The sequence below is a fragment of the Acinetobacter sp. ANC_7512 genome (assembly GCF_056779935.1).
On sequence record NZ_JBWYIX010000011.1, the window covers coordinates 1 to 14058 of the forward strand.

The window sequence follows — 14058 nt, forward strand, 5'->3', positions numbered from 1 at the left end:
AATTTCTACCAATTATTAATGATAATATATATCGATCAATCAACCAGTAAAAATCCACACAAGTTGTTCTTCATAATCTCTTAATGATCTTTCTAACATCTCGTCAATGCTAGAAGCTGGACTCGAAACACTTAACAACTCAGCAACCTGCTTCGCTCGTTTCCGTGTATCTCGTCGGTATGGGGTGCATTCTAGAGCATTTCGAAATCATTGCAACCCCTTATTTTAACAAAAACTCATGCATGTTTATTTTTTAAGCAAATTTACGTTTTTTACACTAAAAAATAGACAAAAACGATTAATTAAATTAAAAAACCCCAATTAAATTGGGAATTTTCAGATCAAAAAGCTCTAAATCTTATTCTATGTATTTTTGAGTACTATAATATGAAGTAGATAATTTTCGAATTGTTTTCATTTCTTGATCACCATCTATTGAATTTAAGTAATTTAAGAATGCTTCTGCATAGTCCAATCCAACTTCTATTCGACGCTCACCTGTAATTTTTTTCAATGTATGATAGTAATCAGCACCATCAGCTAAAAAATTGATGGTTACAATTTTATATAACTGATTTAAATCTAATGGCACAAGCTGGTCAGACCCATTTCTGACTTGAATATTTGTAATACGCTTTCCAATAGGCTGCGTCATATCAACTTGCCAAGTTAATCCAGCCGTATATGGATAACTTCCAGTATTTTTTTGTTCAATCACGCCTGAAATGGCATCTTCAAGCGTATCTTTAATTTCTTGACCAGTCATATTCAATTGAACGAGCGTATTTTTGAAAGGTAAGACTTGGTAGACATCTGCTACAGTGATATTTCCTTTCGCCAAATCAACTCTTACTCCACCTGCATTCTGAAATGAAATATCAGCATTAAAATATTCTTTGCCTTGATTAAGAAATGCTTCGGCAACCATTTGTTGAATATCACCACCATGGGCATCGACATGCGCATTTAAATTACACACATCACCTAAAGATGATCGTGAGCGATCAAATTGAGTTCCCGGCACACGTCTTGAACATAAATTATCAACTGCCTGCCCAACAACTTTGACTGCAAATAATTTTTTAGATTGCTTATAGGGCTCTAAGACACTCAAAATATTTTGATCTTCTTTAATAATAGAAAAAGGAGCTCGTTCTTTTTCGAATTGATGTTCTATATATTTTTTTTCTTGATCACTGACTCTTTCATTATTTTGCTTACGTTTAAAATCATCGCCAATTAACACATGCGGTTTACCCACACAACTTTGAACCGCACCATCTGCATTAAATTTTACGTTAAGTTCACCAACCACATAACTGTATTGCCATGCTTGAGCAACACAAACAGATTCGCCATTTTTATTTTTCAATTGTAATGGGTAGGTAGCGACAGGAGACATACCATACTTTTCTAATATATGAGGTCCAAACAATGTGTGAGAGTCGCCTCCAATTATCACATCCACATCCGTAAGTTCTTGTGCTAATTTTTGATCAAGTTCATAGCCTACATGTGTTTGTAAAATAATTTTTTTAATTCCCTGTTTTTTGAGTTGATTAATCTCATTTTGAGCTACTGTAATTTCATCTCGGAATAATGTGTCTTGATTTGGTTGAGAGGAGTTTTTAGTTTTTGATGCAATGGTGAGCCCCACAACCCCATATTTTTCCCCATCCCGCTCAAGAACAATAGATTTTTGAATCCGATCTGTCTGATATAAAGGTGAACTCACCCCAAATTCAACATTTGCAGAAAGAATCTCTGTTCGCTCTTTACACTGTCCTTCGTCTAAAAAACCAATAAAATCTTTTAAGCCTCGATCTTTTGCATCAAATTCATGATTTCCCAAGGTGAAAGTATCAAAACACACTGTATTCATCATTTCAGCATCAGCTTTTCCATTTGAGAGGTTGTAATACAAATCTCCTGTTATCGCATCACCAGCATGAATTTTCACTACATTCTGATGATTTTCTGCCATTAGATTCATAAATGTTGCTACACGAGAAAATCCACCACGTGAAACGACTAGTGGTTCTTCACCATGACCTAAATCGAAATTAAAGCTAAGCTCTTCACCATCTAAATGGGAGTGATGGTCATTAATATGAAGAATTTTTAACTCTGAGGGTTGTGTAATATTAGGATTAGATTTTTGGTCATCTCCACCACAACTACTTAGCAATAACGATGTCGTTAAGAGAAGAGCTGTTATTTTTTTCTTGTTCTTCATTTGAATACTCCTTTTTTAAACCAAGAGTATTCAACGAAGATATGACATTATGATGGTGGATTTATGACACTTTATCGAAATGACTGATTTTATATTTTTCCGCAAATCGCTCAGCTAATGCCGTAATGGTCAAACTCGGATTAACACCAACATTCACAGGAATCGCACTTCCATCAACCACATATAAGCCTTGATAGCCAAAAACCTGATGATTAGAGTCAATCACACCTTTAGAGGAATCTTCAGCCATAACTGCACCACCCAATATATGCGCTGTAACAGATAAGTGCCCCATACTTTCCAATATATTATTCTGTGCTTGACCACCACTTACTTCAGCAAATTTTTCCGCAGCTTCATTTGCTAACGGTATAAAAGACGGCGCTCTTTCTCCAACTGAAACCTGCGTTTTCAAAAAACGCCTAAAACCTCTGAGTGCAGTACGTCCATATACAAATCGTAGTTGATTGTCTGCCTGTTGCATGACGGTTAATACAGTGACACGTTTATGCCAGTTTTTAGAACGCCATGATCGAGTTGAAACAAAGGGGTGCAGAAAAAAATGCTTTAAAACATGGAGTGCACGTTTTACAGGGTGATCGCCATTGACCAGTGGTCCCATATAAAACTTCATAAACTCATAACTTGCTGGAAATCGATTCTGAGTAATATGTGTTTTGTCATCTGCATGAAAATGACTGGAAATGGTCGTCCCTCTCGTTAAATCTATTGTTTTATCATTATTAGAGATTGCAACAATCGCCTCACTATTGGTTCGAATATGCTCACCTAACTGACCAGAAATATTCGGTAAGGTTTTGTACACTTCTCTTGAAGCAAACAGAATTTCAACGGTTCCTATAACACCTGCGGATAAAATGACCTGTTTCGCAGAGTAATCTTGTTTTTCTTTGGAGTTAAATGACTGATATGTATGAATAATATATTTTCCATCAACATGTGAAAGATGAGTCACTTTGGTTTCTGGAATAATCTCAACTCCATTGTTCTCTGCAAGATATAAATAGTTTTTATCCAAACTATTCTTCGCACCCTGCGCACACCCCGTTATACAATTTCCGCACTGATTACAGCCTATTCGTTCGGGACCTTGACCATTCAAAAGTGGATCACTCACCCATTGATGAGGATCACCAAAGTAAATTCCCTGTGGTACAGTGTCAAAACTATCTCCAGAACCCATTTTTTCTGCTGTTTGTTTTAACCACTCATCTTGCTGACCTTTATATGGATTTAAACTTACACCTAGCATGGACTGAGCCATCTGATAGTGCGGTTGTAATTCCCTCTCCCAGTCTTCTGACAAATGACTCCAAGTTGGATCACGATAAAACTTTTGACCTGGTTTTAACAACACAGCAGCATAAACAACACTGCCACCACCAACGGCAACCCCTCGAACCACACCCATATGTTGGAATACGTCTTGTGCAAGAAAACCCTTCATCCCTAACGTCGGTGCCCAATTTAAGTATTTAGAACTCCGACTTGCTCGATGTAAATCATCTTCAGTGAGCCTTCTTCCCTGCTCTAGCACAGCTACTTTTAATCCAAGCTCAGACAATCTTAGCGCAGCTACACTTCCACCAAAGCCTGAACCTACAATAATGACATCATATTCAAATTTTGATTTCATACATCACGACTTAGAATAAATGGAAATGAAAAATGCTTTAAAAAAGGAAGATTAATGATAGTCATACATAACATCGTATGTTCATCAAGCTGTCTTAACTCATCAACCACCCAACGCCATGGAATTGGTGCTGTCTTGCCATAATACAAGGCGATCGTTTGTTTTCCATCAATCAAAGACGCCTCTTCTAGACACTCCATTTGAAGCTTTTCACTTCTCTGCCCGCGATTGAGTAAAATATTAGTGACTAAATTTTGATTGATGAATTTTTTCCCAAACCATCCCCCCAATCCACTTAAAAATAAACTCGGTGCTGCAGACACTCTTAACCACCAAGGACCAATAAACTGAGCCTTATATTCTCCTTGTCTCATGGCAAGTGGCGCGGATGAAAGTTGTTGATAGGTTGCCTTAATCGAGGACAACGAAGCAGTGATTAAATGCTCCTTACGGATCATGAATTTCTCCCTCAATGAATTTTGTTTTATTCAGCATGTCCTATGCTTCTTTATGAAATATATCAATCGTTTAAATTTTATTCCACATACATCCTTTGATCGATTGCATAAAAAAAGCCGAATGTATGTCACATCCGGCTTTTAACTCAAATTAATTTCACTTTATTTCTTTAAAAATCCTGATACAAGATTCAACACATTTTGTATATCTGAATTCGCTTCTTGTGGATCGGTCTTATTTGCTTGAGGTGTAAGCGAATCAATAATTTGTGGTAAGACTGAAGAAATCGCACTGTATACATCCTGTTTAGGAACTTGCGCTTCTTGTGCAACTTGCTCTACATCTTGCTGATCAAATAAATTTTGAACCTGTTGCGTGCTGACATTGGCATTTTCGCCAGGACCAGTTGAAACCCAATCATCCACTTGACTCGTCAGACCCTGACCTTTCAGTTGATCAAGTGCACCTTGCAAACCGCCATTTTTTTGAATCCAATTGAGAATTAAAGGAACTACTGCGATTAATAAGGTTTGAGCGTTTAGACCTGATGATTTGCCTACACCACCAGATTGACTACCCGATAAACCACCAAGTACAGATCCCAAAATCCCTCCCAATCCACCTTGTTGTTGGTTTTGATTGGTCTGATTATTTTGTCCCGTTAAACTCCCGAGTACCGAACCAAGTACACCACCCAATCCCGATTGATTAGATTGTGGATTACCACCTAAAGCCTGTTTCGCTAAAACTTCAACGATATTACTTAAATTTGTCATCAAGACACCTTTACATTCTTATTTTCATTGATCAGCATATCGTTAAAAACATGGCTTTGTACATTGAAATTGTTGTGTTTTGATAAACTCAAAGTTTGCTATTACCATCGAAACTTATTCCAATTTTCTGGATTAGCCCAAAACTTAGAATTAAACCAATCTGGCACATGCTTATAATTCAAAATATTGAATTGCCATAAGGCGAAATCTTGTTCTGTATTTTTTTGCTCAATGAGCTGCGTGAATCCCAGACTTCTTAATAATTGTTCATCTGCAATATGACTCAACACGACGATTCTTTTTGCCATTAAATCACGCAGTTTTACCAGCATTTGTGATTTATGATGGGTTGATAGTGTATCCATCTGTTCATTATTTAAAATCACAACACCTAGATCATAGCGTTGCTGAAAAGGAAGCATTAAAAATTCAGTTACGTTAAAATGATTCCATTGGATTGTTTGAGCATAGTCTTGGCTGAGATCCTGACCAAGACATACGGCAGTTTGAATTGGCTGTTCTTTAGATAAATCGTCTAGCATTGACGTGATGACATTTTTCTCAGCCATGAGCTGCACCTTATTTGAGTGAGATTAAAGCATGGAATTACAGGGCATTTGTCATAAAATGCACGCTGGTTTAACCAACCTAAGTGTAACTGAACAACAAACACAACAGGCAAATGTTGAATATAAATTTATTTTAGATCGTTCAGAAATCAATCTCCCGTTCAACTTAGGTCAAGAAATTGAAATTGAATGGACCGGCAAAATTTACTGTGTTTCCTGTGGGAATAAAACACCAAAATCATACTCCCAAGGTCACTGCTTTAAATGCATGAAAACGAAAGCAGCCTGTGATATGTGTATTATGAAGCCAGAAACATGCCATTACCATTTAGGGACTTGTCGTGAAGAAAGCTTTGCTCAAGAAGTATGCTTTCAACCCCATATTGTCTATCTTGCCAATTCAAGTGCATTAAAGGTTGGCATTACCCGTTTAGGTCAAATGCCAACACGTTGGCTAGATCAAGGGGCTACCCAAGCTTTACCTATTATGAAAGTGGGCTCTCGTCGGTTATCAGGACAACTTGAAGTCATGTTTGGTACGCAAGTCGCTGATAAAACAGACTGGAGAAAATTGCTGAAAGGTGAAGCGGAAAAGGTAAATTTGTTAGAGATCAGAGATGAATTGCTCACCGAGTTTGAACCTCAAATTGAAACTATTCGAGATGAGTTCAGCATGAGCCTAGATTTCAATGAAAATGTAGAAATTTTAGAAAACGAACTTCCTCATGAATTCATTTATCCTGTCGATCAATATCCTGAAAAAATTAAATCGCATAACTTAGACAAAACGCCAGTCATACGTGGAAAACTGCACGGTATCAAAGGACAATATCTGATTATGGACACAGGTGTAATCAATATACGCAAATATACGGGTTATGAATTAAAAATTCGTGCTGATTCATAATGCTAAATCAATAAAGCCTCAATATGAGGCTTTTTTTTAAAGGATAGATAGAATTGCGTGCACTGGATCTTCATTTTGATCCGACAATAGTTGCTTGTGCATCGTCAACAATTGCATAGATTGTATTTTTGAGTTTTCGATATTCATCAACAACTCAATCTCATGTGCTAAGTTTTCGGGAGTTGCATCATTCTGGATTAACTCCTGAATTACTTTTTTACCTGCAATAATATTAGGTAAAGAATAATAAGGAATTTTCACTAAAAGTTTCGCAATCCAGTAGGTCAAACTATTTAATTTATAAAAAGTCACCATGGGACGATGCAATAACATCGCCTCAAGTGTTGCAGTACCCGATGCCAACGCCACAATATCACTGGCATCCATGACCATCCGACCTATTTTAGATTCCGCATCAATATTTTCCATTAACTTGATATTATCTCTGAGCCTATCTGGGTAACCTATTAAGATCTGCTCAATTTGTTGTTTACGAGCCTCATTGATGGCTGGAATTAAAAATTGATACTCAGGATATTTTTGATGGACAATCTTCGCTGCATCTAATACAAGCGGCCCTAACTTATCAACTTCACCACGACGACTTCCAGGCAGTAATGCGATATGTTTTTGTGCAGGATTTAAACCAAGCGCCTGCTTTGCATCGAGTATAGGATTTTCCAGCGGTAATTGATTAGCGAGAGGATGTCCAACAAATACCGCTGGCACATTAAATCGATCATAAAAAGTTTTTTCGAATGGGAATAGGCAAAGCACCAAGTCAATTGAGGCTTTAATCCCATGAACACGACCTTGACGCCATGCCCAAACTGAAGGACTCACATATTGAACAGTCTTAATTGGCAACGATTTTTGCTTTATTTTTTTTGCTAAGCGTAAGTTAAAATCTGGTGCGTCAATCCCTATAAAAATATCAACAGGTTGTTTAGTCCATTGATCAACCAAGCCATCTCGAACCGCAAAAAGTTTTTTAATATCTTTTAATACTTCAACAATTCCCATCACCGATAGAATATCCATCGCATAATAGCTTTTAAAACCCTCTGCAATCATTTGAGGACCGCCAATTCCTTCAAATTCAGCATCAATTCCCTGCTCTCGAAAACGACGTATTAATTTGGCGCCTAAGGTATCACCTGAAACTTCACCAACCACAATGCCAATTCTAAGTTTTCGATTTTGCAAATGAATATCCTCTCTCATGCTCTACAAGTATCTTAACATAAGCAGCTCATAACAGATTGAGTTCTTGAAATATCTTAACTTAGCAATGCTTTATCTTATTTTTGAATAAGTAAATGAATAATCAAGACAACAGCTTATATTCAAAAATCATAAGATATGCCGGTTTTCTGATAAGTAGCATAAACGATGTACGGTTCTATTGAATATATTTTAGCAGGTGTTTTAGTTGGATTCTGTGTAGGGGTTACTGGCGTAGGTGGCGGCTCACTTATGACTCCTATCTTAATTGGTTTATTTAAAATTGAACCACATATTGCAATTGGTACAGATCTACTTTATGCCGCGATTTCTAAGTTTTGCGGCTCTTTTGTACATGCAAAAAAGCTTAATATTGTTTGGCCCATCGTCATTTGGCTTGCGATCGGAAGTATTCCAGCCTCTTTAGCCACAACTTGGGTTTTAGACAACTATTTGAGTCAATCTACACATTACAAAGCCATTCTCACGATGGTCTTAGGCTTTATGCTGACCATTACTGGTATTTCAATTGTATTCCGTACCCAGGTAGAAAAATTCTTCAAGAAATTTTCCAAAGAAGTTACTGAAGAGGAAGTTGAATTAACTCGAGAAAAATTAAAGCAGAAGCGTTTATATATAGCTTTAATGGGTATTGTATTGGGTATTTTTGTGACCTTATCTTCAGTTGGCGCGGGTGCATTCGGCATTATGGCGCTGATCATCATGTTCCCTAATTTACCTATGATTAGAATTATTGGTTCTGATGTTGTCCATGCAGTTTTACTGACGCTCGTGGCAGGTATGGGGCATATGAATTCAGGAAATGTTGATTTCAATTTATTAATGTGGCTTTTAGTCGGATCGATTCCTGCAATCATCGTTGGTACGTTGGTGAGCTCCCATTTACCAGAAAAAATTATTCGCAAGGTACTGGGTATCACCTTATTTGCCATTGGTGTTAACTTCATGCTTAATCCAGTCAAAGCAAAACCTGTGACCGCACCTGAGGCAGTTATTGAATCCTCAACTCAAGCCCAGTCTTAATTTAATATCATGTTCAAACTATAACCTCAGTGAAGCTGTATATTTCACTGAGGTGAAATTAAATGATTTATTAAATTTAATAATTTTCAAAAATTAAATCATTCTATACAATACAAGTAGAAACTCTGATTAATACCAAAAAGACAATTTCATTACTTTTTTTTATTAAATCCATTCAACTTTTTGATAACAAATGATCTACTGAATCATGCTATATTCAATAGATTGAACATTTTCTTGTAAAAACGAACCAGTGACGGCAATGAATACTTTACAGTCAAATTCTATCACCCAAAACGACATTGATGACGTGAATGTACAAAGCATTCAGCCTCTTGTTACTCCTGCTGAATTAAAAACAGAATTACCGTTAACTGATAATGCATACCAAACAGTCCTAAAAGGTCGTGAAACTGTACGTAATATCTTAGATGGCAACGACAAACGTTTATTCGTAGTCATTGGACCGTGCTCTATTCACGATCCTGCAGCAGCTCATGATTATGCTGATCGTTTAAAAGTTTTAAGCGAAAAAGTGAAAGACACGCTTTATATCATCATGCGCGTGTATTTCGAGAAGCCTCGTACAACAGTGGGTTGGAAAGGCTTAATTAATGACCCTGACATGAATGACTCTTTCAACATTGAAAAAGGTTTACGTTTAGGTCGTAAATTATTGCTTGAACTCAATGAAAAAGGTTTGCCATGCGCAACTGAAGCGCTTGATCCAAACTCTCCACAGTACTACCAAGACTTAATTTCTTGGTCAGCAATCGGTGCACGTACAACAGAGAGCCAAACACACCGAGAGATGTCTTCAGGTTTATCATCTCCAGTCGGCTTTAAAAATGGTACGGATGGTGGTCTCACTGTTGCGACCAATGCGATGCAATCTGTAAAACATGGCCATAGTTTCCTTGGCTTAAATGACCAAGGTCAAGTTTCGGTCATTCGTACTAAAGGCAACCAATATGCCCATGTCGTGTTGCGTGGTGGTAATGGCAAACCGAATTATGATGCTGGCTCTGTAGCAGAAGCTGAAAATGCATTGGCGAAAGCAAAAGTAAGCAACAAGATCATGATTGATGCGAGTCATGCCAATTCTAATAAAGACCCATACCTTCAGCCATTGGTTCTAAAAAATATCACTGAACAAATTTTAGATGGCAATAAATCGATCGTAGGTATTATGGTTGAAAGTCATTTAAAAGGTGGCCGCCAAGATATTCCTGCAAATCTTTGCGATTTAGAGTATGGTAAGTCTGTTACAGATGGATGCATCGATTGGGAAACAACTGAAAAAGTTTTGTTGGAAATGGATGCAGCTTTGAAAGACGTTCTACCACAACGTTAATCAGATTAAACGCCATCACACGATGGCGTTTTTTTATAAGGTTAAATCATGGATCAACTCGAAAAAGAACTAAGCTCAATCCCCCATTTTCAATTTGTTCATGAGCATTTGTTTAGCTCAGGTCAGCCAAACGAAGAACAACTTAAATCAATTAAAGCCTATGGTATCGATACCATCGTTAATCTCGCTTTTAATGATGCTACACCGAACTTAAATCATGAAGATCGCTTAAGTGCTGAAATTGGTCTTAACTACATCCAAGTCCCTATTGATCCAGAATTTCCACATGACGATCAATGTTTATTTGTGCTGGATCTGATCGACCATCTCGTTAAAGAGAAAATGGTCTGGATACATTGCACCGAAAATCATCAATGTAGTTCATTAATCTATCTGTACCGACTACATTATATGAATATGGATTTACCTACTGCACATGAGCTATTACACCAAGTATGGGAACCCAACAACACTTGGACTGGCTTAATGCACGCGGTCGGCTTACAGTTGCAAGGACGTAAAGCTACTCAGGAACTGCAAGCCTCTTTGATGAAAGCGCAAAACTTTGAATGATCGAAATTGCTCATTGATGACTAATTAATACGGTCGCTGTAGACAGGATTCCTTCCTGACGACCAGTAAACCCTAATTTTTCAGTGGTAGTGGCTTTAATACTAATCTGATTGATATCCACATCAAGTACATCTGCAATACTTTGACGCATATCTAAATTATGTTTCGCTAATTTTGGACGCTCACAAGCCACTGTAATATCCGCGTTATTCAGTTGATAACCACGATCCCATATCAACTGATAAACATGCTTTAATAAAACCTTACTGTCCGCGCCTTTGAACTGTTCATCAGTATCTGGAAAGTGCTGTCCAATATCACCGAGCGCTAAAGCACCCAACAATGCATCACAAAGTGCATGTAAAACTACATCTCCATCAGAGTGTGCTTTCAAACCATGTGTATGCGGAATACGAATACCAGCCAATGTGACATAATCGCCTTCCTCAAAAGCATGAACATCAATACCTTGACCTATACGAATAGCTAAGCTCACATTGAACTCCTTTACACAGTTTTTGAAAATGAAATCTTGTATTCTTTGATTCTTGTTCGCTATAGTAGATGCGCAAACATTTGAAAGTATAAGCGATGATGTTGTCAAAAAGCGTATCAAGTTGGATGAAACCTTTAATTTCTATCTTTTTCATTGGATTAAGCAGTGTTTCTGTCGCACAGGCACAACTTATTCAATGCGATAAGCCTCAATCAAGTTTTAAAAATTCCATGATTTGTGCTGTTGATTTTTCATCTTTGAGAGATGAATTGAATGAACGCTTTTTAACATCCTACTTAGTTACTGATGCACCAACTCGATTAATTCAAGATACACAACAGCTTTGGCTGAATCGACTGCAGCAGTGTAAAAATAAAAATTGTGTGTCATCACAAATCAATCAACGCATTGATGATTTAAACTTTTACATGTCGATGAATCAAACGCTCACTCAACATTACATTAAGTTTGAACAAGGTAAAATTGCAGCGCAACCTGTACACCTTAAGATTCATCAATTAAGCAAGGATCGCGTTAAAATTGAAGGTATTGCTTATCGTAGCCCTAACAATCGCATAGAAACCCAGACCATCCCATTATTGGCTTATACAACCACTCAAAGCAAACACGAAATTATTGATAATGAGCATGATTGTCAGTACAAACTCAAATATCAAAAATCATTACTGATTGTCTCAACTGAGCAAACAGGCTGTGAGCGCTTTAGTGGAATCTATCGACTATATGATTAAACAGAGTGTATGCAAGTTCACAGTTAAATTGCGAATGCTAAACACAACACTCCCGTGATCGCTAACAGAATACCTAAGCTGTTTTTTAGGGTTATTTTTTCTTTAAAAACTAATATACCTGCGATCACACCTAACACTACGACTAGAATATTCATACCAGCGAATACGATTGCAGGTGAATCCTTTAACAACATATGTGCGTTCACATAAAGTGCAATATTGGCAAAATTCAATACACCTAAACTTAGTCCAGCAAGAAAATTTTGCACTGTCCATGATGTTTGACGCAGGGACAAATATCCCATGGAAATAATGAAAGCAAACACAAACATCAAGTTTAAACTGACTGCAAATTTTAACCCTAAACTTGTACTGTATTTTAACAGAACATCTACGAGTGCATAGCCAAGCCAAACTGCGAGCAAATACATTCCTGCTTTTTTTGTTTGCAATGTTGGTTTCGATGTTTTAGAAAAAATGATCAAAACAATTGCACTCAAACCCAATGCAATACCAATCAATTTCAGGGTGCTAAATTTTTCTTGGAAAAGAAAATAGGCTGCCAACAATGAAAGAACAACGGATAATCTTTGCGCGATTTCAGTTCTAATAATTCCAGCTTGATCAAGTGATTTGGAGAGCAGCAAGAATATTGAGGGTAATGCTATCCCCAACAACCCAATAAGCCACCAAGGTGTGGAGGTTAATGATATTTGGTTGAGGTCTGGCTTAAACCCAAAAAAACAGAGTATCGTGGCGATAGCATAATTCCATGCAATCATTTGCATGACATCAAATCCACGAGACTTACTAAACTTCAATAAAATCGATACTAGTACGCTGCACAAAGCTGCTGAAAAAATCAGTTCCATAATTTGCTCTTGTTTTTTATTCAAGAAAAAGCCCACAATCACTGTGGGCTTTTTAAAATTATAAATAATTTTATTAATTATTTATAACGATCTACCATTTTCTCTAAAGAAATAGGGCGAATCTTGTCAGCATGACCTGCTGTACCAAATGCAGTATAACGATCTACACAGATTTGCTTCATTGCTTCAACAGTTTGAGCAAAGAATTTACGTGGATCAAATTCGCTTGGTTTTTCAGCCATCATACGACGCATAGCACCTGTTGAAGCTAAACGTAAGTCAGTGTCGATATTGATTTTACGTACACCGTGTTTAATTGCTTCAACTAACTGCTCAACAGGAACACCGTAAGTTTCTTTGATGTCACCACCGTATTGGTTAATAATCGCTAACCATTCTTGTGGAACTGAACTTGAACCATGCATTACAAGATGAGTATTTGGAAGTGCAGCGTGGATCTCTTTAATACGATCAATCGCTAAAATATCACCTGTAGGTGGACGCGTAAATTTATAAGCGCCGTGTGAAGTACCAACCGCAATTGCTAACGCATCAACGTTAGTATCAGCGACAAATTGAGTCGCTTCCTCAACCGAAGTAAGGAGTTGTGAATGATCTAGAACGCCTTCAGCGCCAACACCATCCTCTTCACCAGCCAAACCAGTTTCAAGGCTACCTAGGCAACCAATCTCACCTTCTACAGATACACCACACGCATGTGCCATTTGAACAACACGACGAGTTACATCTACGTTGTAATCATAAGTTGTTGGTGTTTTACCATCTGCAGCTAATGAACCATCCATCATTACAGATGAAAAGCCCAATTGGATTGAGCGTTGGCAAACGTCAGGATCAGTACCATGGTCTTGGTGCATCACAACCGGAATGTGTGGCCATTCTTCGATTGCAGCCAAAATAAGATGGCGTAAGAATGGAGCACCAGCATATTTACGAGCACCAGCAGATGCTTGAACAATAACAGGTGAATTTGTTTCATCTGCGGCTAACATAATCGCGCGCATTTGTTCTAAGTTGTTTACGTTAAACGCTGGTACGCCGTAACTATGTTCTGCGGCGTGATCCAAGAGCTGGCGCATTGAAATAAGAGCCATAATTTCCTCCCAGGTAATGCTCCA

At 37.6% G+C, this 14058-nt stretch carries 14 protein-coding genes; 5 read left to right on the forward strand and 9 right to left on the reverse strand.

The window, feature by feature from the left end:
• Positions 1 to 358 precede the first annotated feature (358 nt).
• From AC1M9H_RS10930 to AC1M9H_RS10950, 5 genes are all read right to left on the reverse strand, one after another.
• Positions 359 to 2236 carry a 5'-nucleotidase C-terminal domain-containing protein gene (locus AC1M9H_RS10930; RefSeq protein ID WP_481613388.1) on the reverse strand — a complete coding sequence of 626 codons (1878 nt, stop codon included), beginning with the start codon at positions 2234 to 2236 and terminating at the stop codon, positions 359 to 361.
• A 61-nt stretch (positions 2237 to 2297) separates the two neighbouring features.
• Positions 2298 to 3893, reverse strand: coding sequence for an FAD-dependent oxidoreductase (locus AC1M9H_RS10935; RefSeq protein ID WP_481613389.1), 1596 nt, complete (start codon positions 3891 to 3893; stop codon positions 2298 to 2300).
• Complete coding sequence (locus AC1M9H_RS10940; RefSeq protein WP_481593702.1) at positions 3890 to 4351, reverse strand: hypothetical protein; 462 nt, start codon at positions 4349 to 4351, stop codon at positions 3890 to 3892. The genes AC1M9H_RS10935 and AC1M9H_RS10940 overlap by 4 nt, the downstream gene beginning before the upstream one ends.
• Positions 4352 to 4513: 162 nt before the next feature.
• Positions 4514 to 5128, reverse strand: a complete 615-nt coding sequence (locus AC1M9H_RS10945) for a YidB family protein (RefSeq protein WP_481593701.1) — start codon at positions 5126 to 5128, stop codon at positions 4514 to 4516.
• A gap of 101 nt (positions 5129 to 5229) precedes the next feature.
• Positions 5230 to 5697 (reverse strand): DUF6231 family protein, encoded by a 468-nt coding sequence (locus AC1M9H_RS10950; RefSeq protein ID WP_092767830.1) that lies wholly within the window; start codon positions 5695 to 5697, stop codon positions 5230 to 5232.
• 31 nt (positions 5698 to 5728) lie between these two features.
• Between AC1M9H_RS10950 and AC1M9H_RS10955 the strand changes: the two genes are divergently transcribed.
• A complete protein-coding gene (locus AC1M9H_RS10955; protein ID WP_481609135.1) occupies positions 5729 to 6604 on the forward strand; it encodes a DUF2797 domain-containing protein in 876 nt (291 codons plus the stop codon).
• Positions 6605 to 6640: 36 nt separating this feature from the next.
• On the opposite strand, the gene lpxB is transcribed toward AC1M9H_RS10955, so the two are convergent.
• Positions 6641 to 7810 carry a lipid-A-disaccharide synthase gene (lpxB, locus tag AC1M9H_RS10960; RefSeq protein ID WP_481597819.1) on the reverse strand — a complete coding sequence of 390 codons (1170 nt, stop codon included), beginning with the start codon at positions 7808 to 7810 and terminating at the stop codon, positions 6641 to 6643.
• A 186-nt stretch (positions 7811 to 7996) separates the two neighbouring features.
• Here lpxB and AC1M9H_RS10965 point away from each other — a divergent pair, with 186 nt between their 5' ends.
• From AC1M9H_RS10965 to AC1M9H_RS10975, 3 genes are all read left to right on the forward strand, one after another.
• Positions 7997 to 8872 carry a sulfite exporter TauE/SafE family protein gene (locus tag AC1M9H_RS10965; protein WP_481597818.1) on the forward strand — a complete coding sequence of 292 codons (876 nt, stop codon included), beginning with the start codon at positions 7997 to 7999 and terminating at the stop codon, positions 8870 to 8872.
• Positions 8873 to 9134: 262 nt separating this feature from the next.
• Positions 9135 to 10226 (forward strand): 3-deoxy-7-phosphoheptulonate synthase, encoded by a 1092-nt coding sequence (locus tag AC1M9H_RS10970; protein ID WP_051586615.1) that lies wholly within the window; start codon positions 9135 to 9137, stop codon positions 10224 to 10226.
• Between the two features lie 48 nt (positions 10227 to 10274).
• Positions 10275 to 10799: a phosphatase domain-containing putative toxin gene (locus AC1M9H_RS10975; RefSeq protein ID WP_092767824.1), complete on the forward strand. Its 525-nt coding sequence runs from the start codon at positions 10275 to 10277 to the stop codon at positions 10797 to 10799.
• Positions 10800 to 10809: 10 nt separating this feature from the next.
• Here AC1M9H_RS10975 and ispF read toward each other — a convergent pair whose 3' ends face one another.
• Entirely contained in the window at positions 10810 to 11295 is a 486-nt protein-coding gene (gene ispF, locus AC1M9H_RS10980; RefSeq protein WP_481613390.1) for a 2-C-methyl-D-erythritol 2,4-cyclodiphosphate synthase, read from the reverse strand.
• 98 nt (positions 11296 to 11393) lie between these two features.
• Between ispF and AC1M9H_RS10985 the strand changes: the two genes are divergently transcribed.
• A complete protein-coding gene (locus AC1M9H_RS10985) occupies positions 11394 to 12047 on the forward strand; it encodes an A1S_1983 family putative colistin resistance protein (RefSeq protein ID WP_481613429.1) in 654 nt (217 codons plus the stop codon).
• Positions 12048 to 12070: 23 nt separating this feature from the next.
• Here AC1M9H_RS10985 and AC1M9H_RS10990 read toward each other — a convergent pair whose 3' ends face one another.
• Complete coding sequence (locus AC1M9H_RS10990) at positions 12071 to 12919, reverse strand: EamA family transporter (protein ID WP_481613391.1); 849 nt, start codon at positions 12917 to 12919, stop codon at positions 12071 to 12073.
• 77 nt (positions 12920 to 12996) lie between these two features.
• Positions 12997 to 14034 (reverse strand): class II fructose-bisphosphate aldolase, encoded by a 1038-nt coding sequence (gene fba / locus AC1M9H_RS10995; RefSeq protein ID WP_481592482.1) that lies wholly within the window; start codon positions 14032 to 14034, stop codon positions 12997 to 12999.
• Positions 14035 to 14058: the final 24 nt, after the last annotated feature.